This window comes from Flavobacterium sp., assembly GCF_031363805.1.
Lineage (GTDB): Bacteria > Bacteroidota > Bacteroidia > Flavobacteriales > Flavobacteriaceae > Flavobacterium.
Genome location: NZ_JANLVD010000209.1, coordinates 14,556 through 37,891 on the forward strand (window position 1 = coordinate 14,556; position 23,336 = coordinate 37,891).

The 23,336-nt window shown below is 31.9% G+C and carries 25 protein-coding genes, 1 tRNA gene and 1 pseudogene; 9 read left to right on the forward strand and 18 right to left on the reverse strand.

The annotated features are described in order from the left end of the window. Positions 1-85: 85 nt before the first annotated feature. Positions 86-1,891, forward strand: a complete 1,806-nt coding sequence (locus RMN92_RS11085) for a family 10 glycosylhydrolase (protein WP_309609510.1) — start codon at positions 86-88, stop codon at positions 1,889-1,891. Between the two features lie 169 nt (positions 1,892-2,060). On the opposite strand, the gene RMN92_RS11090 is transcribed toward RMN92_RS11085, so the two are convergent. Then, complete coding sequence (locus RMN92_RS11090) at positions 2,061-2,612, reverse strand: cupin domain-containing protein (RefSeq protein WP_309609511.1); 552 nt, start codon at positions 2,610-2,612, stop codon at positions 2,061-2,063. 106 nt (positions 2,613-2,718) lie between these two features. Between RMN92_RS11090 and RMN92_RS11095 the strand changes: the two genes are divergently transcribed. Next, the gene (locus RMN92_RS11095) at positions 2,719-3,384 is read left to right on the forward strand and encodes a TetR/AcrR family transcriptional regulator (RefSeq protein WP_309609512.1); all 666 of its coding nucleotides are present in this window, start codon (positions 2,719-2,721) and stop codon (positions 3,382-3,384) included. A gap of 436 nt (positions 3,385-3,820) precedes the next feature. Here the strand turns inward: RMN92_RS11095 and rpe are convergent, their stop codons facing one another. The 3 genes from rpe to RMN92_RS11110 form a co-directional block, all read right to left on the reverse strand. Continuing rightward, a complete protein-coding gene (rpe, locus tag RMN92_RS11100) occupies positions 3,821-4,483 on the reverse strand; it encodes a ribulose-phosphate 3-epimerase (protein WP_309609513.1) in 663 nt (220 codons plus the stop codon). Between the two features lie 85 nt (positions 4,484-4,568). After that, positions 4,569-4,766 carry a hypothetical protein gene (locus tag RMN92_RS11105; protein WP_309609514.1) on the reverse strand — a complete coding sequence of 66 codons (198 nt, stop codon included), beginning with the start codon at positions 4,764-4,766 and terminating at the stop codon, positions 4,569-4,571. A gap of 18 nt (positions 4,767-4,784) precedes the next feature. Continuing rightward, entirely contained in the window at positions 4,785-5,777 is a 993-nt protein-coding gene (locus tag RMN92_RS11110; protein ID WP_309609515.1) for an App1 family protein, read from the reverse strand. A gap of 90 nt (positions 5,778-5,867) precedes the next feature. On the opposite strand from RMN92_RS11110, the gene RMN92_RS11115 reads away from it, so the two are divergent. Beyond that, positions 5,868-6,737 (forward strand): diacylglycerol kinase family protein, encoded by an 870-nt coding sequence (locus tag RMN92_RS11115; protein ID WP_309609516.1) that lies wholly within the window; start codon positions 5,868-5,870, stop codon positions 6,735-6,737. A 7-nt stretch (positions 6,738-6,744) separates the two neighbouring features. Here RMN92_RS11115 and RMN92_RS11120 read toward each other — a convergent pair whose 3' ends face one another. Then, entirely contained in the window at positions 6,745-7,893 is a 1,149-nt protein-coding gene (locus RMN92_RS11120) for an 8-amino-7-oxononanoate synthase (RefSeq protein WP_309609517.1), read from the reverse strand. Between the two features lie 92 nt (positions 7,894-7,985). Between RMN92_RS11120 and RMN92_RS11125 the strand changes: the two genes are divergently transcribed. Further along, positions 7,986-8,264 (forward strand): 4a-hydroxytetrahydrobiopterin dehydratase, encoded by a 279-nt coding sequence (locus tag RMN92_RS11125; RefSeq protein ID WP_309609518.1) that lies wholly within the window; start codon positions 7,986-7,988, stop codon positions 8,262-8,264. On the opposite strand, the gene RMN92_RS11130 is transcribed toward RMN92_RS11125, so the two are convergent. The 4 genes from RMN92_RS11130 to RMN92_RS11145 form a co-directional block, all read right to left on the reverse strand. After that, entirely contained in the window at positions 8,261-8,743 is a 483-nt protein-coding gene (locus RMN92_RS11130; protein ID WP_309609519.1) for a DUF1761 domain-containing protein, read from the reverse strand. The two genes, RMN92_RS11125 and RMN92_RS11130, sit on opposite strands and share 4 nt — an antisense overlap. 100 nt (positions 8,744-8,843) lie before the next feature. Then, the gene (locus RMN92_RS11135; RefSeq protein WP_309609520.1) at positions 8,844-9,290 is read right to left on the reverse strand and encodes a KTSC domain-containing protein; all 447 of its coding nucleotides are present in this window, start codon (positions 9,288-9,290) and stop codon (positions 8,844-8,846) included. After that, on the reverse strand, positions 9,274-9,549 hold the full coding sequence (locus RMN92_RS11140) for a GIY-YIG nuclease family protein (protein ID WP_309609521.1): 276 nt from the start codon (positions 9,547-9,549) through the stop codon (positions 9,274-9,276). The genes RMN92_RS11135 and RMN92_RS11140 overlap by 17 nt, the downstream gene beginning before the upstream one ends. Positions 9,550-9,622: 73 nt before the next feature. Then, positions 9,623-9,695, reverse strand: a tRNA-Met gene (locus tag RMN92_RS11145). Between the two features lie 394 nt (positions 9,696-10,089). Between RMN92_RS11145 and era the strand changes: the two genes are divergently transcribed. Further along, positions 10,090-10,971: a GTPase Era gene (gene era, locus RMN92_RS11150; RefSeq protein ID WP_309609522.1), complete on the forward strand. Its 882-nt coding sequence runs from the start codon at positions 10,090-10,092 to the stop codon at positions 10,969-10,971. 286 nt (positions 10,972-11,257) lie between these two features. Then, positions 11,258-12,568, forward strand: coding sequence for a ribosome biogenesis GTPase Der (gene der / locus RMN92_RS11155; RefSeq protein ID WP_309609523.1), 1,311 nt, complete (start codon positions 11,258-11,260; stop codon positions 12,566-12,568). 71 nt (positions 12,569-12,639) lie between these two features. Here der and RMN92_RS11160 read toward each other — a convergent pair whose 3' ends face one another. Then, the gene (locus RMN92_RS11160; protein ID WP_309609524.1) at positions 12,640-13,512 is read right to left on the reverse strand and encodes a T9SS type A sorting domain-containing protein; all 873 of its coding nucleotides are present in this window, start codon (positions 13,510-13,512) and stop codon (positions 12,640-12,642) included. Positions 13,513-13,682: 170 nt separating this feature from the next. Between RMN92_RS11160 and RMN92_RS11165 the strand changes: the two genes are divergently transcribed. Further along, positions 13,683-14,471 carry an SDR family oxidoreductase gene (locus RMN92_RS11165; RefSeq protein ID WP_309609525.1) on the forward strand — a complete coding sequence of 263 codons (789 nt, stop codon included), beginning with the start codon at positions 13,683-13,685 and terminating at the stop codon, positions 14,469-14,471. Between the two features lie 28 nt (positions 14,472-14,499). Here RMN92_RS11165 and RMN92_RS11170 read toward each other — a convergent pair whose 3' ends face one another. From RMN92_RS11170 to RMN92_RS11190, 5 genes are all read right to left on the reverse strand, one after another. Beyond that, positions 14,500-15,318, reverse strand: a complete 819-nt coding sequence (locus tag RMN92_RS11170; RefSeq protein ID WP_409024862.1) for a TPM domain-containing protein — start codon at positions 15,316-15,318, stop codon at positions 14,500-14,502. Then, positions 15,299-15,736, reverse strand: coding sequence for a TPM domain-containing protein (locus tag RMN92_RS11175; protein ID WP_309609527.1), 438 nt, complete (start codon positions 15,734-15,736; stop codon positions 15,299-15,301). The genes RMN92_RS11170 and RMN92_RS11175 overlap by 20 nt, the downstream gene beginning before the upstream one ends. A gap of 137 nt (positions 15,737-15,873) precedes the next feature. After that, positions 15,874-16,464, reverse strand: a complete 591-nt coding sequence (locus RMN92_RS11180; RefSeq protein ID WP_309609528.1) for a LemA family protein — start codon at positions 16,462-16,464, stop codon at positions 15,874-15,876. Between the two features lie 27 nt (positions 16,465-16,491). Continuing rightward, positions 16,492-16,824 carry a MerR family transcriptional regulator gene (locus RMN92_RS11185; protein ID WP_309609529.1) on the reverse strand — a complete coding sequence of 111 codons (333 nt, stop codon included), beginning with the start codon at positions 16,822-16,824 and terminating at the stop codon, positions 16,492-16,494. Then, positions 16,824-17,801: a M23 family metallopeptidase gene (locus RMN92_RS11190; protein WP_309609530.1), complete on the reverse strand. Its 978-nt coding sequence runs from the start codon at positions 17,799-17,801 to the stop codon at positions 16,824-16,826. Before RMN92_RS11190 ends, RMN92_RS11185 begins: the two co-directional genes overlap by 1 nt. A 323-nt stretch (positions 17,802-18,124) precedes the next feature. Between RMN92_RS11190 and alaS the strand changes: the two are divergent. Together alaS and RMN92_RS11200 are read left to right on the forward strand one after the other, a co-directional pair. Then, positions 18,125-19,722: pseudogene (gene alaS, locus RMN92_RS11195) on the forward strand (alanine--tRNA ligase); the annotation flags it as partial. A 405-nt stretch (positions 19,723-20,127) separates the two neighbouring features. Next, on the forward strand, positions 20,128-20,760 hold the full coding sequence (locus RMN92_RS11200) for a DHHA1 domain-containing protein (RefSeq protein WP_309609534.1): 633 nt from the start codon (positions 20,128-20,130) through the stop codon (positions 20,758-20,760). Positions 20,761-20,784: 24 nt separating this feature from the next. Here RMN92_RS11200 and RMN92_RS11205 read toward each other — a convergent pair whose 3' ends face one another. From RMN92_RS11205 to RMN92_RS11215, 3 genes are all read right to left on the reverse strand, one after another. Beyond that, positions 20,785-21,825, reverse strand: coding sequence for an FAD-binding oxidoreductase (locus RMN92_RS11205; protein WP_309609531.1), 1,041 nt, complete (start codon positions 21,823-21,825; stop codon positions 20,785-20,787). Between the two features lie 69 nt (positions 21,826-21,894). Next, positions 21,895-22,884: a gliding motility protein GldN gene (gene gldN / locus RMN92_RS11210; protein ID WP_309609532.1), complete on the reverse strand. Its 990-nt coding sequence runs from the start codon at positions 22,882-22,884 to the stop codon at positions 21,895-21,897. Between the two features lie 50 nt (positions 22,885-22,934). After that, positions 22,935-23,336: GldM family protein (locus RMN92_RS11215; RefSeq protein WP_309609533.1), on the reverse strand; the 402-nt coding region annotated here is incomplete at its 5' end.

Consider the following 23,336-nt stretch of genomic DNA (forward strand, 5'->3'; position numbering starts at 1 on the left):
TCTTAAAATTTGTAATTTAAGATAGTCCACTAAAAAAGTTATATCTTTGCAGGCTGATTTAATGACATTTAGTTAAACTGTAACCATGAGAAAAATTATTATTTTAATTTTTACATTACTTATATTTCAAATATCAGTTGGTCAATGCATTCAGAATATAGAGTTTAACGATGCAATTCCGAAAAGAGATGTGAGAGGAGTGTTTTTAACATCGGTATACAACTTGGATTGGCCAACTAGTAGAACCGCAAGTCCATCTGTACAACAAGCTGAGTTGATAGTCATTTTAGACAATCTTAAAAACAATGGTTATAACACTGTTTTTATACAAGTAAGACCAGAATGCGATGCTTTATATAATTCAACGCTAGAACCTTGGTCGTATAGATTAACAGGAAAGCAAGGCTTGGCGCCAAATCCGTTATGGGATCCACTCTCTTTTGCAACAACTCAGGCTCACAATCGTGGTTTGGATTTGCACGCATGGATAAATCCATATAGAGTGAGGGCTAGTATTGCAGAATATACAGCTGCAACAAATAGTATTTTAGATACACAGCCAACTTGGATATTAACGGCATCTAATAATACAAATTTAAAAATTTTAAATCCGGGTCTTCCAGCAGTTCAAGATTATATTACTTCAATTGTTCAAGATATTTCTAATAGATATGATATTGATGGAATTCATTTCGATGATTATTTTTATCCGAATGGCGGAATGACAACCAACCAAGACAATCAAACCTTTGTAGATAACAACCCAACCAATATTGCCACAATTGAAGATTGGAGAAGAAATAATGTGAATATTATGATTGGAAAAGTGTATGATGCTATTCAAATAATCAATAATAACCAAAATAAAAACATCATATTTGGTGTGAGTCCTTTTGGAATTTGGAAATCTGAAACCCCAACAGGAATAGTTGGAAACTCTTCCTTTTCGGCATTATTCTGCGATCCTATAGCTTGGTTAAATGCTGGTAAAGTTGATTATTTGGCTCCACAATTATACTGGAAAATAACTGGTGGTCAAGACTATATTGCATTATCTAAATGGTGGAACGATCAAGTTAAAGCTTCCAACAAACAACTTTATGTAGGTCAAGGATACTATAAAATGACAGATACAAACAATTGGGCTGGAACAGAAATTCAAAATCAAATTATTCAAAATAGAGCTGCCAACATGGACGCTACTTTTGGACAAATTGCTTACAGATATTTACAGATTAAAAATAATGATAAAACTGTCAATACTATTTTAAATGGCGCACAATATCAATACAAATCATTTGCCCCGCCAATTGCTGGAAAAGACAATGTTTGTCCAAATATTCCAGTAAACATTCGATTTGAAGGATTGAATATTAAGTGGGATACTCCAACTATAGCTCCAGATGGTGATTCGCCAGCAAAATATGTAATATATGCTTTTGATTCCGCAAATCAAGCAATAACAAACCAAGAAGATGGATCTAAAATTATTGATATTGTAGCTGGTAATCAATTATCAATAACACAAAACCAAATTGATACTAAGCATTTTGTTGTAAGTTCTTTGGATAAAAATAATAATGAAAATGGAAATTTTGGTCAAACACTCGACTTGACTAATAAATATTTTGATGGTAATGTAAAACTAAGCATCTATCCTAATCCGTTTTTTGAGCAATTTACAATAGAAAACAATACTGAATACTATGGAAGGGTTTCTGTGAGCTTATATGATTTATCTGGAAAATTAGTTTGGTTTCAGACTAATGAAAATAATAGTGATAACCTAAAAATAACTATTAATCCAACCAACTTAAAAAAAGGATTTTATATTGGTAAAATTTCATTTGAAAACGGAGTAAGAGAAACTTTTAAATTGGTTAAAGAATAAAAAAAATGCTTCAAGTGATAATGAAGTATTTTTCTATATCTTCTTGATAATCAAGGATATTATTTCCATATTATTCAACCAAATAAACTCATTCCATCATAACAGGTGAGTTTTCAATTGGCTGTATAATAACTAATAAATATTTAATTATCAATATAATGAAGCACGGTTAATTTTTTGGGAAAGGAATGTACCCTTTGTATCCTATTGTTTTTGCAAACCAACCAACAACTTTTGCTATAAACTTTTGAGCAAATATGGGAGGACCTACTACAAAAAATTCTCCATAAGTTTCGTTCAAAATTGCCGAAAACTGTAGCAGATTTGGAAGTCCTTCTTTATTGGTCTTTCCTTGCTTATCTAAAGCATATAAAGTTTCCAGAAAAAATTCCGTTTTCAATGCTGGTTTTAGTTCAACAATAGCAACAGCATCTGCTTTACTTCCATTCCAAAATTTATGTGGCGTATTAGGACGTACAGTGTAACTTTGACCAGCTTTTAGAATTATTTCCTTTCCATTATGAATCAAATTCATTTCTCCACTAGTTATCGTAAAGGTTTCACTTTGAATCGGGTGATAATGCGATGGGGGTCCTCCGCCACCTGGTTTTACTAACAACTCTGCTTTTAGTAATTTTCCTTGAGAATCCTCAGAAGTAACTAAAAATTTAACTTCATCTCCAAAGGTATTGTTTTTGATAAATTGATTTGTTCTTGCCATAATTATTAATGCTGACTATTCAATTTTTTTTAGGTCAACGACCCAAAGGTAATATTTATTTTATAAATATTAGTACATTGACCTAATTTTAACTATCTTTGTTTTTATGAAATCAAGAAAAGACGATATTTTAGAAGTGGCTTTACGATTGTTTAATGAGAAAGGAATTGACTCAGTAACAACAAGAGATATAGCCAAAGAATTAAAGATAAGTTTAGGAAATCTTACCTATTATTTCCCATTTAAAAAGGATATTGTATTAGCATTAGCTCAACATTTGGCAATTGCAGTAGACGAAGCACTTGCAATTAATGCCAATAGGGCTACCGATAATATTTTATTAGATTATTTCAATCAAATTGAAGCTATTTTTATAACCCAATTTAAATATCAATTTATTGTTCACAAGCGATATGGAGAAATCATTACTTCCTTTCCAGAAGTGCAAAAATTTGTACAAGATTTTTTAAAAGTACGTTTTGATTCTTGGGAGCAATTAAGTGAGCAATTGGTTAAACAAAAATTTGCAAAATCCAATTTGGTAGAAGATTGTCAGTCGCATAGTTATATTCTAAATATTTTAGCTCTTTATTGGCATCAAGAATTTCTAATTTACTCTCCTAATTTAACGGATAAACAGAAAGTTCAAAAAGCATTGTCAATATTTTTTCAATCTTACAAACCATACTTGACACAAAAAGGGCTTGATACAATAAATCCGTTATTAATAAAATTGGATCATTACCAAAATGAAAATAGGCCAAATAATTAATTCGGACAAATAGATAATTAATACATATTTAGAAAAGGAACGCCTACAAAATAAAAAACTGTTGAACAAATACTCCAAAATAGAAAAAGCAAAAGTACTTCTAAAGTAAAACGCTTTAAAGCAAGTCTTTTCTTTATTATACTATTTTTCTGAAAAATATTAGTAGTTAAGAAAGTATATTTGGTTTATTTGATATTAATTTTGAAATTATATGTTTTTCTCTTTATTGTGTATCAATTCTATAATTTTTTGCTTTTAGCAATTAGATATCAACATATTTAAAATTATTTGCTGGATTACATGCACTAAATCAATTATACATTAAAGATTCACATTCAAAAGCACCACCATTTTAGTTGTTTTTATTCACAAATTAGATTATATTCTTTTTATTTTTAATTGTATTTCTTGGTTTTCAATTTTTAAGTATTTTAGTTTAAATTGAAGTGATTTTCTTCATATCAGCAATAGTTTGTGTCGGATTTTTTGCTTTAAAAACAAAATTTCCTGCTACCAATACATTTGCACCAGCATCAACTAGTTGTTTGGCATTTTTATCAGTCACACCACCATCAATTTCTATAATCGTAGAAGCATTTTTACGAATAATCAATGCTTTTAACCTTTCAATTTTTGTATAGGTATTTTCGATAAAACTTTGACCGCCAAAACCTGGATTTACACTCATTAAACAAACCATGTCAATATCGTTAATCACATCTTCCAATAAATCGACATTGGTGTGTGGGTTTAATGCAATTCCAGCTTTCATGCCTTCTGCTTTAATGGCTTGCAATGTTCGGTGCAAATGCGTACAAGCTTCATAATGTACCGTTAATATATTTGCGCCCAATATTGCGAAAGTTTTAATATATCTGTCTGGATCTACAATCATTAAATGTACATCGATATTTTTTTTGGCATGACGAGAAATGGCTTCTAGCACTGGCATTCCAAAAGATATGTTTGGAACAAAAACACCGTCCATGATATCTATATGAAACCAATCGGCTTCTGAATTGTTGATCATTTCAATATCGCGCTGTAAGTTGGCGAAATCTGCTGCTAGAATTGATGGGGCAATTAATGTGTTGCTCATTGTTGTAGTTGTGTTTTTGCAAAATTACTATTTTAACTGCAAAGTGTGCAAAGTTTTTTGTAAAGTTTAATTTTGGCATTTAAGGTTAATTGTCATACCAACCAGCAAAACCCAACATCCAAGGTGCCACATACAAACTGCATAAAAACACAAACAAACTCAACCAATAATTGGATTTATTATCTGTTTGAATGCCTTTTTTTAACAACAAAACACTGTAAAGTATTCCTTGAGAAAAAGTGATGAGTAAAAGTGAAGAGTAGAAGTTGAAATCGTATTGCATAAAATAGCTCTTAAAATTTTAAATTAACCCAATTAATTTTGAATGCGCAATAGCTTCACTACTATTTTTGAAGTAACAAATTGCCACATTCAATGTGGCAATATTTTGCAAGGTATTCTCCACTTTTTCTTTTTTACTATTTCCAGTTTGCCGAATGTAAACTGCCTTGACAGTTATTGGAAAAATTTTGCAAATATTTTCATATAAAAAAGGATCGTGCTGCGAATCGTCACCCAATAATACATATTTTAAATTCGGATAAAATTCTAAAATATGTTTTATTTTTTCAAATTTATGATTGTGTCCGCCTCTACCAGTAATAAAAAAATCGGTCAAACTATCTTTAATATCTTTTAAAAGCAAAACTGCTCTTGGCAATTGATGCAGCTCGGTAAACTTTACAATAAAAGTGTATAAATTCCACTCGCTACTAGAAACATAAAAAAAGGCATTTTGTTCTTCTTTATTATTTACCTCGCCAGTTTGCAAACTTTTGGGTCTTCCAGCAGAACTTAATGCTTGGTAATGTGGCACTACATCGTCAAAAATTTTTCTATCATTTACATTTTTAAACAATAAAATATAAAGTTTTTTTAAAGGATTTCGAGTGTGCGATATTAAAAAAGTATCATCAATATCAGATATAATACCTAAATTTCCTGCATGCGGCAAAATGTAACTTCCTTGAGCAATAATTTCCTCATCTTCATAATAAATGGAAACACTATAATTTATCCAGCCGTAATTTGAGCTTTTGTCTAATGGAATACAAAATTTAAAATAGCCATCTTCAAGTGTTTTGGTGTGAATTTTTTGATTATCAATATTTAGATAAACATCAAAATTTCCAATGGTTCGGATGCGAAACATTCCAATAATGGAAGTGGCATTTTTAAAATTCTTTTTCTGAAAATCGTATTCTTGCTTTGAAGTAGGTTTAAAAACATGACCCATAACTACCAATTCCTGATCATTGGCATAACCTCTATATAATTTAAGAATTGGTTTCATAAAAGATAATATTTGTTTTTTAGGTGAATATTGTATTACTTTTGTACAATCCCCAAATTTTAATGTTTAATTTATAAAAGTACTAAAACTTTGAAAAAGAATATCATTTTTGTGGTAAATCCAATTTCTGGCGATGTTGATAAAACACAATACATTGAAGCAACAAAACTTTTTGCTGAAGCAGAAAACCTAGGATTTATACTTTTTGAAACAACTGGAGAAGATGACATTTCCAAAATAAAGTCACTTTACAACCAACATAAACCTGAGAGAATTATTGTAGCTGGTGGCGATGGAACCATAAAAATGGTAGCCGAAGCATTGGAAAAACAGGATGTAATTTTAGGCATTTTGCCCGCAGGATCCGCCAATGGGTTGTCGGTCGATTTGAATTTGCCAACCACATTGGAAGAAAATTTAAACATTGCCTTTCACCATAATTATATGGAAATGGACATGATTTCCATTAATGGCAAAAAAAGTTTGCATTTGAGCGATTTGGGTTTGAACGCAGATTTGGTTAAAAATTATGAAAATAGTGAAATTCGTGGAAAACTAGGTTATGCATTGCAAACATTTACCACGCTTACTGAAATGGAAGAGCCTTTCTCAGCCACTATTATTGCCAATAATCAAACTATTGAATGCGTAGCAAGAATGATTGTTATTGCCAATTCTCAAAAATATGGAACAGGAGTTGTCATAAATCCAAATGGCGTGATGAACGATGGAAAATTTGAATTGGTCATTCTCAAAAATCTTGATCTAATTACTTTCGGCAAAATCATCACTGGAAATATGCCTATTGATTCAGACGATATTGAAATTATTTCTACCGACAAAGCCATTATAAAAACCAATTCGCCAGTAAGTTTCCAAATAGATGGCGAATATTGTGGTCCAGAAACACAACTTGACATTAAAATTTTGCACAAACAAATGAAGGTTGCAATTCCTTGAAATTTATCTATTTAAACGGATTTCTTTCTTGCCAAATCACTTCGGGTTCAAAATATTTGAATAAATTTGGCATAAATTTGTTTACTATTTTATTGTGATGCTTTATATAGCCGAACATTTTCTCAGGTTTTGCGCCAACAGAACTTTTTATTTCCAAAGCTGTTCTGGCAAAAATAATTTTTCTGAATTTTTTATTTATTGAATAACCAATCATGTCGTAAAGCATATTGAGATACAACATTTTTTCACGCTGAAAATCATCAGAATAACCTAAGAAATAAGTATCAATTACGTTTCCGTTTTTTATCAATGTATTGAAACCAATCAACTCGTTGTCGATAAAATATCCGTAAAATAAAAAATCATGACCTAATTCTTTTTTTAAAGTAACAAAATGATTTTCTGATAAATAAAAAGTGTTGAAAGGTGCGTTTTTGGTCACATTCAAATACAATTCATTTATTTTGCCATTGCAACTTATAATTTCCTCAAGCGACAATTTGCGTTTTAGAATTCCATCAGATTTTTTTCGAGCGCGTTTGTATTGATCCCTGTATTTTTTGGACAATGCATTCACATAATCGTCATGATTATTCCAATGTTCAGGAATATCAAAAACCATGTTAGGCTGAATTTCAAACTTATAATAATTTGAAAAAGATTCGGTTTCAAAATTTTCACTATCTATAGCTGAAAAATCCTTGAAATTTAAAATATGAATTTGTTGACCTTGTTTTTTGAAATTTTCCTGTAGTCCAATAACTGCTTTGTTTAAAATATGCAATCCATCATGAAAAGTGATTTGATCAGAAAAGTAGAAAGCATTTTGTCCTGTCAACATATTGTTTCCAACGAACAAGATATTGTTCGCAAACTTTCGAAAAACTAAGTCTCTAATTTTTGATTTTATACAACTCTTATTAACTCCAAAAGACGATACATTGGCAATAGAAAGCATTTGAGAAATGGCTATCCCTACCAAAACATCGCTTTTATACAAACCAATAAAAGAACAAATCATATTTTTTGGCGCAGAATTTTCTAAGACTTTTAAATATGATTTTGAAAGAAAAATATTGCCCTTAGCCAAATCATTCCAATTTTCAGGAAGATGATTTGTACTAGAATAAATTTTGAAGGAAAATGAATGATCCAAATCTGAATTTTATTTTGGTCAAAAATAATCAATAAAGTTAAAATATTTCGAGTTGCTATTTAAAATAACTAATTTTATTAAAAACAATGATCATGACAACTTATAATAAACAAACTGCCAATACAAAATTAAAAGATTTTCCAAATTGGGATTTTAACAATAATGGAATTGAGAAGAAATTTCAATTCAAAAATTTCTCAGAAGCATTGGGATTCATAGTTCAAGTTGGTGTTTTAGCAGAAAAAGCCAATCACCATCCAGAATTATTTAATGTGTATAATAAAGTCAATATCCGTTTAACCACGCATGATGCAAATGGTTTAACGGATAAAGATTTTGATTTGGCTACTAGTATTGATAAGCTAGTTTAAACCCATCCACATACGATTGCGCCCATAACCATCAATGTGATAATCCAATAACCAGCATGAATGGCAATGTATTTCCATGATTTTCTTTCGAACAATGCATTTATGGCTACAACGGGTAACGCAAAAAGAACCCCAGCCATAAAACCGTGCAAAGCACCATGTTTAAAGGTTCTAAAAGCAATTCCATAATCTGACATGAAATTGGTGTAGGAAGGCAATGCTTTGGTAGGATCGCCACCAATCATACCCATAGCACCAAACTGATGAATAACAATAAACTGCATCATAAATGCCAAAAGAAAAGAATAAATAAAGCTAAGAACTAAAATTTTAATCATACTTCCTTTTTGTAATTCTTCTTTGTTTAAACCAGCTTCCCGCATCCAAACAGTTCCGAATACTTTGTCGCTGTACCAAATAAATCCGATAAATAATGTTGATAATGCCGCTATCAAAATAGCTAAAAAGTTAAATTCCATAGTTATAATTTTATGATTTGTTTAATCAAATATAAGAAATTATTTAAATAAAAAAGACCTTCTTTTCAGAAAGTCTTTCATTTATAATGCAATTATTTTATTAATCTTCGGCCGCTTCTCCAGATTTTCTGTAGATGAAATTTCCGTAGATGTGTCGTTTTGCAAAACGGTTTGGAGATTCTGAATTGACCATTTTTACATATGTATTTCTTGGAACGCCAATATACTCATACTCCATACCATTAAAATATTTAATGTGTAATGTAGATTTCTCTAAACGAAAATCGTGAATATTTGAATTTGTAATCGTATCTGTATATTCAGGAAGATTTTTTTCGACAGTTTCAGCAGAAATACTTACCAAAAAATGATACGCATTGATAATGTTTTTGCTTGTTTCTTCCGCTGCCAATTTTCCGGCTTCGTCATTTACAAATTTATCAGGATGTGTATCTTTCATACTGTTTCTGTAAATTGTTTTCAATTCTTTTAAAGTTACATTTTTGTCAACTTCAAGCAACTTTCTATATTCAATAACTCTTTTCATAAATTATAATTTCAAATAATTTTTTTTTAATAATTTCTCTCCCAACTCCGGTTTTAAAAAATTTTTCTTTTTTCATAGCCTCAGATTTAGAATTGAAAAACTCAACATAAATCACTATCCAAGGTCTATATTTAATAGTAAATCCTTTAGTTGCTAATTCATTATGCGATTTAAATCTATCACTTAAGTCAGACGTAAAACCAACATAAGTTTTATTTTGCTTTTCTGAAAACAATATATAAACAACAAATTCTTCCATTATGTTAAAAACATTCATTTTCGAATGATTTTGTAAAAAAAAAGAGAATCAATTTCTTGATTCTCTTCTTTAGTAGCGGGAACAGGACTCGAACCTGTGACCTTCGGGTTATGAGCCCGACGAGCTGCCTACTGCTCTATCCCGCGATATATGTTTAACTTTTCAATTTATTAAGAACTTGGAACTTGTGTTCGCCGCGGCGAATATGAGCCCGACGAGCTACCTACTGCTCTATCCCGCGATATATGTTTAACTTTTCAATTTATTAAGAACTTGGAACTTGTGTTCGCCGTGGCGAATATGAGCCCGACGAGCTGCCTACTGCTCTATCCGGCGATGTTTCGAGTGCAAATATACAACCAATTTTGATTCGTACAACAAAAATTGTAAAATATTTTTTATTTCTTTTAATAATTTGACTGTTAGCTATTTAAAGTTAATTGTTTGATCGCATATTATGAACTCAGGTAAAGTATCCAATATAATAATGAAAACTATTCGACTGATATGACTACCTTTGCAAAATAAAACACAATATAAATGTCACATAAAGCAGGTTTTGTAAACATCATAGGAAATCCAAACGTTGGAAAATCGACGTTAATGAATGCCTTTGTTGGCGAACGATTATCGATTATTACCTCAAAAGCACAAACAACACGTCATAGAATTCTTGGAATTGTAAATGGTGAAGATTTTCAGATAATTTTGTCTGATACGCCAGGAATTATAAAACCAGCTTACGAAATGCAGGAATCGATGATGAATTTTGTAAAATCTGCTTTTGAAGATGCTGATATTCTGATTTATATGGTCGAAATTGGCGAACAAGACTTGAAAGATGAAGCTTTTTTCAATAAAATTATCCACGCGAAAATTCCGGTTTTATTACTTTTAAATAAAATTGATACTTCAAACCAAGAACAATTGGAAGAGCAAGTGGCTTTTTGGGCAGCAAAAGTGCCCAATGCAGAAATTTTCCCAATATCGGCATTACAAAATTTTAATGTTCCTGAAGTTTTTGACAGGATTATTAAATTATTACCAGAATCGCCAGCATATTACCCGAAAGATCAATTGACAGACAAGCCTGAACGTTTTTTTGTAAATGAAACCATTCGGGAAAAAATCTTGCTACATTATAGTAAAGAAATTCCGTATGCAGTAGAAATTGTGACCGAAGAATTTTTTGAAGATGAGAATATTATCCGAATTCGATCTGTGATTATGGTGGAACGCGACACTCAAAAAGGAATTATTATTGGTCATAAAGGGGAAGCTTTGAAAAGAGTTGGTGTTGAATCTCGAGCCGATTTAGAAAAGTTTTTTGGCAAACAAATTTTTATTGAATTATATGTAAAAGTCAATAAAAACTGGAGAAGCAACGCGAATATGTTGAAACGATTTGGATACAATCAATAAAGGTTATTTGTGGATTTGGTTATTTGTTTATTTGAAAGCCCTAGCCCTGATAGCAGTGGAAATCCTTTTAAAAAAATATCAAACTGAGCTTGTCGAAGTTTGACATTTTTTTAAAAGATTGGAACGGATAGCAGGAAATAGCTCCTAAAAATATAATAAAAACTTAGTCGCTTTTTTGACTACCTTTGCAAAAAATTAGAATGCATTATTGTTTGTAGTTTTAAGAGTGTTGGTTTTAGAATTTCTAAAATCTAAAATCTAAAATCTACAATCTAAAATTATAAATATGAATAACATTGTAGCCATTGTAGGAAGACCTAACGTAGGGAAATCGACACTTTTTAATCGATTGATACAAAGAAGAGAAGCGATTGTCGATTCGGTTTCGGGTGTGACTCGTGATCGTAATTATGGCAAAAGCGAATGGAACGGTAAGGAATTTTCTGTGATAGATACTGGTGGTTACATAAGAGGTTCGGACGACGTTTTTGAAGGAGAAATTCGCAAGCAAGTGGAATTGGCTATAGACGAAAGTGATGTTATTATTTTTGTGGTTGATGTGGAAGAAGGTATAACGCCAATGGACGATGCTGTTGCTAAAATGTTGCGCAAAGTGACCAAACCTGTTTTATTGGCTGTGAATAAAGTCGATAATGCCATGCGTGAAAAAGATGCTATCGAGTTTTACAACCTAGGATTGGGCGAATATTATACTTTTGCAAGTATTTCTGGAAGCGGAACTGGAGATTTGCTAGATGCACTTATTGATGCATTTCCAGTAAAACCATTGCCAACGCAAGAAGAAGTAGTTTTGCCTCGTTTTGCTGTTGTGGGTCGCCCAAATGCTGGAAAATCAAGTTTTATCAATGCTTTGATTGGTAAGGAACGTTTTATGGTAACTGACATTGCTGGAACTACACGCGATGCTATTGATACAAAATACGATCGTTTTGGGTTTGAATTTAACTTGGTTGATACGGCAGGAATTCGTCGGAAAGCAAAGGTAAAAGAAGATTTAGAATTTTATTCGGTAATGCGTTCGGTTCGTGCTATTGAACATGCCGATGTTTGTATATTAATAATCGACGCCACCCGTGGATTTGAAGGTCAGGATCAAAGTATATTCTGGCTGGCAGAAAAAAACCGAAAAGGAGTTGTTATTTTGGTAAACAAATGGGATTTGGTCGAAAAAGATACGATGTCAACGCGTGATTATGAAGCTAAAATTCGAGAAGAATTAATGCCTTTTGTAGATGTGCCAATTCTTTTTGTATCTGCACTTACAAAACAGCGTTTGCTAAAAGCATTGGAAGCTACAGTTCAGGTTTATGAAAATAGACAGCAACGGATTCCTACTTCGAAATTCAATGATTTTATGTTGAAAATTATCGAAAATCATCCGCCACCTGCTTTGAAAGGTAAGTTTGTAAAAATTAAATATTGTATGCAGTTGCCTACGCCTACGCCACAGTTTGTCTTTTTTGCAAATTTGCCACAATATGTAAAGGATGCGTACAAGCGATTCTTGGAAAATAAAATTCGTGAAAATTGGGATTTTTCTGGAGTTCCAATTGATATTTATATTAGAGAAAAATAAGTTATATTTAAATAAAAAAAGCCTGTTCAATAAAGTTTTTAAACAGGCTTTTTGGTTAAGATGTATTCAATTTATTTTATTATAATTTTTTTTCTAAAAATGGTATTGTCATTATTAATGATGTTCAACATATGAATTCCATTTTTAAAATTATCATCTATAACCACTTCCAAATTATTGTTGTCAATTTTTGTAAAAGCCAAATTTCTTGAATTTCCATTTAAATCATATACCGCAGTTTCTTTAACTTCAGATGTTTTGGTAGTGATTTTGATAATTCCTCCTTTTTTAACTGGGTTCGGAGACAATGCAATAATTTTATTTTGCTCCATTTCAATTTTTTGATTTTTTGATATTGGCAAAATAAAAACATCATCTATTTCCATTTGAATTCTTGCGCCACCATTTGCATTGGCTTTTGCTGTCATCAAAGGATAAAACCATAATTGTGCATTGTCATTTGTTGGCGTAAAATTTATAGAGATTTTTTTCCAGTTATTCATTGCAATTTCTACTGGTTTAGACCAAATAATTTCACTAGTAGTTGGAATATCTGGCATAATGTATATTGCTTTCTTAGAATTAATTCCTGTAACAGCTCTAACATTTGCAGTTGAATTCAACACAACTTCATTAGGGTTTGACACATTAGAAGATGTTTTTATCAGAAAGGATATTTGATAGGTTTTTCCAGCTTGAAAATCATATTCGGTTACAATACCTTCTCCCAAATTGGAATGTGACCACATCCATGTCCAAGTATTTTGCCCAATAGCACCATAAACCGACGGATTGCCATGACTTGGATTCCAGCCTCTCACATAATTTGTTTTTTTGTAATATACATTCCCCAAAAGTTCACTATCCAATTTGGAATTGATAATTGTTTGAGAATTTACTATTCCCCCAAATAGTAACACTACATTTATAATAATCTTTTTCATAAGGTTTTTTATTTTTTTGTTTATAAATAATTGTTACGCAAAGATGTTTTAATATGCTAAGAATTCAGGAAGGGTTTTCACGCATTTTATAAGGGTGTTTTTCCCTTTTTTTGTGAATGACTATTTTAATTTAAATTACGCCATTCATCAACTTTTGCTATTTTTGTAAAATGATTTCAATAAAAAACAAAACAATATGGATTACTGGTGCTTCATCAGGAATTGGTGAAGCGTTGGCCTATGAACTGGCTACCAAAAACTGTAAGCTGATTCTTTCTGGACGAAACATAGAAGCTTTAGAAAAAGTAAAATCAAAATGCGACTGTGAGGTAGTTTTGCTTCCATTTGATTTAACAGATTTTGACAATGCGAAAAATCATGCTCAGAAAGCCATTGAAGCTTTTGGAAAAATTGATATGTTGATTAATAATGGTGGAATAAGTCAACGTTCGCTTTTGGTAGAAACCGATTTTAGTGTAGATAAAAAACTTATAGAAGTTGACTATTTAGGAACAGTCGCTTTGACCAAAGCTATTTTGCCACATTTCATTAAAAATCAAAAAGGACATTTTGTGACTATAACTAGTTTAATGGGAAAATTTGGGTCGCCATACCGTTCAGGATATTGCGGCGCGAAACACGCATTGCACGGTTTTTTTGATGTATTGCGAATGGAACATCAAAAAGATGGAATTGATGTAACGCTTATTTGTCCAGGCTTTATCCAAACCAACATAGCAAAAAATGCATTAATTGCAGATGGTTCAAAACAAAATACCGACGATATTGCTACTCAAAACGGAATGCCTGTTGCTATTTTTGCCAAGAAGTTTGTAAAAGCAGTTGAAGCCAAAAAATTTGAAGCTTATATAGGCGGAAAAGAAACTATGGGTGTTTTCTTAAAACGATTTTTTCCTAAATTTTTACATTATTATGTGATGAGGAGTAAGGTGAGGTAGTTTTAATTATTAAAATTAATAAAGTAAACTACCAACCGCCGCCGCTTCCACCACCAGAAAATCCTCCACCGCCAAATCCTCCACCAAAACCGCCTCCGCCAGAAGAACCTCCGCCGAAACCACCACCAGATGATCCGCCACCACTTCTACCAAGGCTACTCAATATAATCATATCAAGCAAGTTAATACCACCTCCACGGTTTCCAGAGTTACCACCATTATTTTTACTTCTTGCTATAAAAATTAAAATAAAAACAATTATGATAATAATGGGCAAAATTGGAAATCCTTTCTCTTTTTCTGGTTTTCTTTCGCCTTTGTATTTGCCTTTAAAAACATCAAAAATAGCGTTGGTTCCTTTATCAAGACCATTGTAGTAACTTCCTGCTTTGAATTCTGGAATAATAATATTTCTAGTAATTTCGCCACCAATTCCTGCAGTTAATCTATCTTCGAGTCCATATCCTGGTGAAATCCAAATTTTCCTTTCTGCTTTTGCTAATAAAATTAAAACACCATTGTCATTTTTTTCTGTACCGCCAATTCCCCAAGTTTGTGCCCATTTTGGAGTTAGAATTCCAATGTCTTCACCTTGTAGACTTTCTATAGTTATAACTACTATTTGAGTGGTAGTAGTATCGGCATATTTTATTAATTTTTGTTCCAGCTGACTTTTCTCGTCTGGACTAAGCACATTGGCATAGTCATAAACTGAGGTTTGAAAACTTGGTTTTTCGGGAATATTAAATTGACCAAATGCATTTTGAATATTAAATATGCCAAAAAACAATATCAAGAAAGATATTAAATGTAGTTTTTTCAAAATATTATCCTTTAGAAATTTCATTAGACAATTCATCCATATCATTATCATCAAAAGGAAAGTATTTTTTGAGTTGTTGTCCAGCTTTCAAAATGCCATCTACTAATCCTTGTTTAAAATTGTTGTTTTTAAAATGATTTTCCATTGTGTTTTTTGTTGTTTCCCAAAAGTCATGGGGCACAACTTCATTTATTCCTTTGTCGCCACAAATTGCAAATTTCTTGCTTTTTACGGCAACATACAATAAAACGCCATTGGAATCTTTGGTTTCGTGCATTTTAAGTGTATTAAATACTTCTGTTGCTCTATCTATAGAATCTAGAGAAGTTTCTTTTTCAATGTGTACTCGAATTTCGCCTGAAGTGCTTTTTTCTGCCACGCGAATGGCTTCAATAATTTCCAGTTCTTCTTCTTTGCTTAAAAAATCTTCAACTTTAGACATTATTATGAATTTAAAAATGATTTACCGCGAATTTGCGAATTATAATTATTTCTTAGCTAAAAGATATGTAATTTGAAATCAAAAACTTGAAATCAAATATCATCTATTTATAACTACCGAATTCGCGGTTTATTTTTTTAGAATTTTACTTCAACAGGTTTTTCAGCACCCGCTTCAGCATCAAAATATGGTTTTCCTGTAAAGCCAAACATACCAGCCAAAATAGAATTTGGAAAAGTTTTTACATGGCTATTAAATGGTTTTGTAGCCTCATTAAAACGCGTTCTCGAAGTTAAAATTTGGTTTTCTGTACTTGCCAATTCATCCTGTAATTTCAAGAAATTTTGATTGGCTTTCAATTCTGGATAAGCTTCAACAGTAACCAATAATTTGGATAATGAAGAAGAAACACCACCTTGCACTTTATTAAACTCTGCCAATTGTTCTGGTGTAATTTTTGATGGATCTATAGTCATAGAAGTTGCTTTTGCTCTTGCTTCTACTACAGCTGTTAAAGTTCCTTTTTCAAAATCGGCAGCACCTTTCACGGTATTTACCAAGTTTCCAATCAAATCATTTCTACGTTGGTATGCCGTTTGAACATTTCCCCAAGACTCGGCTACATCTTCATTCAATTTTACTGCTTTGTTGTTAAATCCTGCAGCCCAGCTGTATATTCCTATAACCAACACTACAATAATTCCCAAAGCTATTAATCCTTTTTTCATAATTTTTGTTTTTAAGTTTATTTTAATTTAAAGTGAATCTTTTATAGTAACCAATTGTGTTTTTACAATTTCCAATTTACGAATTATTTCGAATTTATCTAATGTTTTTTTTTGACCTTCTTTCAAATGTACTTTTGCACCTTCCAGAGTAAAACCTCTTTCCTTAACCAAATGAAATATAAGTTGCAAGTTTTTGACATCATCTGGTGTAAACATTCTATTTCCTTTTGCATTTTTTTTAGGTTTCAGAATATCAAATTCTTTGTCCCAAAAACGTATTAGCGATTGGTTTACATCAAAAGCCTTGGCAATTTCGCCCATGCTATAATATCTCTTATTTTCAGGTAAATCTACATACATTAATCCAAAGATTGATTTTCTTGTGTGGCCAATTTAGCAATTGCCGCATATTCCACAGCAGAAATATTTCCATAATAAAAATTAATTGGGTTTACAACTAATCCATTTTTATGAACCTCATAATGCAAATGCGGAGCCTGACTTCTACCCGTACTACCCACAAATCCTATTACATCACCGCGGTTTACTTTTTTTCCTACTTTACAGTTGTATCGACTCAAATGCGCATATATTGTTTCATATCCATAACCATGCTGGATTACAATATGATTTCCAAAACCTGAAGCACCATTGTCTGCTCGTGTTACAACTCCGTCTCCTGTTGCGTAAACCAGCGTGCCCGTGGGAGAAGTAAAATCCATTCCTTTGTGCATTTTTCTAGCTTTGGTAAATGGGTCGCTTCTATAACCAAAACCAGATGCCATATGCTTTAATTGTTCATTCTTTACAGGTTGAATAGCCGGAATTGAGGCCAAAAGTTTTTCTTTCGCTTTAGACATTTTTAAAATTTCATCCAATGATTTCGATTGCATAGCCAACTGTTTAGAAATTAAATCAACACGATTTGTAGTGCTTGAAATCAGCTTCTCATTATTAAAACTTAGCAATTCTTTAAACCTAGTCTTTCTAACCATATTATCCTTTTCCTTCGTATCAGAAACTGGTGAATTATTAAAATAAACTTTATAAATATTGTCGTCTCTATCCTGAATACTGGTTAAAACTGCATCTAGCTCATCAATTTCCTTATTTAAAATGGTGTAATTTAATTTCAAATTTTGGATTTCTCTCGACTGCAACCTATCTTTTGGTGTTTCAAAAAAAGGTGTGTTTATCAGTGCCACAAAACATAAAAATCCAAAAAGAGCAGAAGCCAATATAAAAAGTCCCAAATACCCCAAACTTCTTGCTTTTTTAGGGCTTATTTTGCGATAAGCTAAATTTTCAGAATCGTAATAGTATTTTACTTTCTTCATATCTTAAAAAAAACCTATTTTTGCAGTCATTATTACAAAGTAACAAAATATTAGACGAAATAATCTAGAAAATGTTTCAATTATTGAAGTATTTTTTATTAGTTGCCCAATCCAGCTATTCGTTTCAAGTTCTCGTTTAGAAAACTTTTTTTCTACGAGCCAGCAGGAGCTTCCTTTGGTCGCTCTGCCAGCCCAAGAAAAAATAGATTTCCAAAACTCGAAGCTTTTCACTACTATCTGGGGCAAAAAGGATTAAAAAATTAAAAGATTAAGTGATTGAAAAATTCAATGATATGTAATCTTTAAATCTTTAAATTAAAAAAATGACATCAAAAGAAATCCGCAAACAATATCTACAATTCTTTGAAAGCAAAGGACATTTAATAGTACCATCTGCGCCCATCGTTTTAAAAGACGACCCAACGCTTATGTTCAACAATTCAGGAATGGCACAATTCAAAGAATATTTTCTTGGAAATGGAACGCCAAAATCTCCAAGAATTGCCGATACCCAAAAATGTTTGCGTGTTTCTGGAAAGCACAATGATTTGGAAGATGTAGGTTTCGATACTTACCATCATACCATGTTCGAAATGTTGGGAAACTGGTCGTTTGGCGATTATTTCAAAAAAGAAGCTTTGCCTTGGGCTTGGGAATTCTTGACTGAAGTTTTAAAACTAGACAAAGACCGCTTATATGTTTCGGTTTTTGAAGGTAATAAAGAAGATAACGTGCCTTTCGATCAAGAAGCTTTCGATATTTGGAAACAATTTGTACCTGAGGACAGAATAATATTAGGCAATAAAAAAGATAATTTTTGGGAAATGGGCGATCAAGGACCTTGCGGACCATGTTCAGAAATTCATATTGACATTCGATCTGATACAGAAAGAGCAGCCGTTTCTGGTCGCGAATTAGTCAATGCCGATCATCCACAAGTGGTCGAAATTTGGAACAATGTTTTCATGGAATTCAATCGAAAAGCCGATGGATCATTGGATAAACTACCTGCACAACACGTCGATACTGGAATGGGATTTGAGCGTTTGTGTATGGCAATTCAAAATTTAACATCCAATTACGACACCGATGTTTTTACACCGCTGATTGCAAAAGTGGAAGATATTACAGGTTTCAAATATACTACCAACAACCAACAACCAACAACTAACAACCAAGATAAAACCAACATTGCCATTCGCGTCATTGTGGATCACGTTCGTGCTGTAGCATTTGCCATTGCCGATGGACAATTGCCATCCAATACTGGTGCAGGTTATGTTATTCGACGTATTTTGCGTCGTGCGATTCGTTACGGATTTACTTTTTTAGACAAAAAAGAGCCTTTTATTTTCGAATTGGTCGAAGTTTGGCGAACCAAATGGGTGAATTTTTCCCAGAAATAAAATCGCAACAACAACTTGTAACCAATGTAATTCGTGAAGAAGAAGCTTCTTTTTTAAGAACATTAGATCAAGGTTTGCAACTGTTGGATTCTGTTATAGCTAAAACTTCGGGAAAAGAAGTTTCGGGAGAAAAAGCATTTGAATTGTACGATACCTTTGGCTTCCCAAAAGATTTAACTGCTTTGATTTTAAAAGAAAAAGGCATGTCGTTCAACGAAGTCGAATTTGAGAAATCGATGCAAAAGCAAAAAAATCGTTCGCGAGCTGCTTCCGAAATGTCAACCGATGATTGGACAATTTTAGTTGAAGGAAATACAGAACAATTTGTGGGTTACGATCAATCTGAAAATGACGTAAAAATTACTCGATATAGAAAAATCGATTCAAAAAAAGATGGAGTTTTGTATCAAATAGTTCTTGATGCAACACCATTTTACCCAGAAGGCGGCGGACAAGTTGGTGAGAAAGGAAAATTAATTTCGGCCAATGAAAGTATAGAAATATTAGATACTAAAAAAGAAAACAACCTCATTTTGCATTTTACAAAAAAATTACCAGAAAATGTAAATGCTAGTTTTGCGGCAAAAGTAAATACCGATTTAAGGGATTTATCTTCTAGAAACCACACAGCAACACACTTGATGCATTTGGCTTTAAGAACTATTTTAGGCACACATGTTGAGCAAAAAGGAAGTTTGGTAAATCCAAACTATTTGCGTTTTGACTTTTCACATTTTTCTAAATTGACAGCAGAAGAAATTCTTCAAGTAGAACAATTTGTAAATACTAGAATTCAAGAGCAATTGCAATTAATTGAACGCAGAAGCATACCTATCCAACAAGCTTTAGACGAAGGAGCAATGGCATTGTTTGGTGAAAAATATGGAGATAATGTTCGTGCAATAAAATTTGGTGATAGTATGGAATTGTGTGGTGGAATTCACGTAAAAAATACTGCCGAAATTTGGCATTTTAAAATCGTTTCAGAAGGGGCAGTTGCAGCTGGAATTCGCCGTATAGAAGCAATAACTAGTGATGCTGTTAAAGCACATTATGCATTGCAAGAAAGCACTTTGGAAAATGTGAAAGTAGCTTTAAAAAATCCGCAAGACATTTTAAAATCCGTAAACTCATTACAAGACGAAAATGCTAAATTGAAACTACAAATTGAAATTTTCGTTAAAGAAAAAGTGAAAAACTTAAAAACAATCCTTGCATCTGAAATCCAAAATATAAATGGAATTCAATTTCTAGCTAAAAAAGTCGATTTGTCACCAGATGGCGCAAAAGATTTGGCTTATGAATTAGGAAATTTAGGAACCAATCTATTTATAGTTCTTGCTACTACTGAAGATGAAAAACCAATGTTAACTTGCTACATTTCTAAAGAATTGGTTGCTGAGAAATCTTTAAACGCAAACAATGTAGTTCGCGAATTAGGAAAATACATTCAAGGTGGAGGCGGCGGTCAACCGTTTTTTGCTACAGCTGGTGGGAAAAATATAAATGGAATTAAGGAAGCCTTGGAGAAAGCAGTACACTTTGTGAAGTAATTTTAAAATACATTATATCAAATTCTATTTATCAAATCGTTTAATATCAATATAATCGTTTAAAGGAATTCCATTTTCGATATTTTGGAATAAATCATTAGCCAAACTTGGACCGAGCATAACACCTCGAGTTCCAAGTCCGTTTAAAATATGAATTTTTTTATATTCTAAATGTGTTCCGACTAAAGGTTTTCTGTCTTTGACTGTTGGACGAATTCCAGCAAGATGATTCATTATTTCGAAATCGCAATTGAGCAGTTCTTTGATTTTATCAATTAATTCTTTTTTTCCATCCTCTGTTACTGCATTTGTTTTGTCTTCCCAGTTGTATGTTGCCCCAACTTTGAACATACCATTTCCTAAAGGCAATAGGTAAACACTTGAATTCAAAATACAATTTAAATCAAGATTTGGAGCTTTGATTATTAAGATTTCTCCTTTTGTTCCATCCAAAGGCAAATATTTAAAGAATGGATTTTTGTGTAAACCAAAACCTTCAGCAAATACAATACTTTTTGCTTTTATATTGTTATATGAAATAAAATCAGTCTGAATTTCTAGTTTTGAATAATGAAATTCATCTTGAATAAAGTTAGAATTGTTCTTTAAATATTGATGGTATTTATTTAGAAGCAATTTTGTATCCACATATCCAGTATGAAAAACTTCGCCAAATCCAAATGGGGAATCAATTCCATTATATTTATTATAAAGCAATTTTGTTGAAAGAAATGGTGCTAAACTTATTTTGTCCGATGCTGAAAACCAATTATTTTGCTCCTCAATTGAGAAGAATTTTCTAATCACTGGAGTTTTAAAATCAATCTTAGTATTAATTCTATTTTCAATTAATGGATAAAAATTATTCAGAAAATCTATTTGTGATTTAGCATTCCAGACTTCACTAAATCTTTTCAAAATAACTGGATTGTAAATTCCAGCTGCAATATTTGATGAATTTTGAGAATTATTATCAAAAACTATTATTGATTTTTTGTTTTGTAACGCTATTTCAGCAAAACAAATTCCAGCAATTCCAGATCCAACAATAATATAATCAATCATAATTTAAATAAAATTAAAAACTCTCCCTGAAGTAGGGAGAGTTTTTTATGTAATTGGAGAAATTTACAATTAGTAATTCCACATATCTTGCTCGAAGTTACGTACTTTGTCTTTTACCCTTTCAGATTCCATTAGTTGCATTAATGCATTGTCTTTCATGTAATCTGCTATTTCTCTATCATTATAGACATTTTCTTCTTTGTAAACAGTAGCGTTAAAATGACGTGTATTTAACAAATGATCAAAACTAACTGGCATTGATGAATTTTTATCATTGAATGCTTTCCATTCATGAAGTAATTCACGAGCTCCTGGATAAAATATCCAAAAAAGATCGACATACTCTTTTTCTTCTTTATCCATTGTGTATACATCTGGAATAACTGGGCAAATTCCCAAAATTCTGTAACGCAAATCAGATTGACGCTTGTCGAAATACCATAAACCCACCACTTTATAATCAGACACATCAATTGCAGTAATATCTTGTCTATTGATATATTCTGGAGAAATAGTTTTAGACGCACGAATAGTGTCCATTGTAGTAGTTTTAACTTTATTCTTACCTTTTCCAGTAACTTTAGTTTTTGCCACTACTCTAGTTTTGTATGCATTAATATCCACGTTCATCTCTTCACGACCAGCATCTGTTGTATCTATTCTGGTAAAAGATTTTTCCATGTCTTTTAAAGTTCTTTTTTCTTTGAAATAACTATCAGCATATACTTCAGTTATTTTTCCAGTTTTTATCCCTTTGATTAATACATCATATAAAGAACGACGTTCGTTACCAATACTACCCGTATCAATTGGATAATACAAAGGAAAATTCAATCTTTCATCAAGATCAATAATCTCCCAAGTTTTTTTAGACATTAAAATGTCACGATCGCCTACATAACCATATTCTAATGGTTTGTCATTATCTTTAAGTTGCTGTGCTGCAGATTTAATACCAATTTCAGTTGGTACTTTAGCATTCAGCAAATTAGATTGTGCAAAAGAAGCTAAACTTCCTGCAAGTATAATAACAACAGATAATAAATTTCTCCAATTCATAATTTTGTGTGTATTGAGTTTATAGAACTTAAAACGAATTCCTAAACTAATTATTGTACTTCATAAGTACAAGTTGAAACTCTTTTAGCCAACTGATTGATACCAGAAAAACTAGCTTTTATTTCTGATATAACCACTACATCACCTCTAGTTGCTTTTTGAATTGCAGATCTAGCTCTACCATCCATTTTGCTTCCAGAAACCACAATAGTAGGTTGACCAGGAACTTTTATGTTAAATTGTGTAACATTCACTGTAACTGGGAAATCAAAATCTTCCATTACAGCAGTAATAGTACAAGCTTCTAGGTTAGATTTTGCTCCTTTTGCTGCTACTTCACCACGTATTTTTCCAGTAGGTGCAGGTAAACCTTTGATACGGAATTCTTTTTTGTCAGATACTTTTTTACCATCAGGTAAAGTTGCTGTTACATTAATCATAACCGAACTACC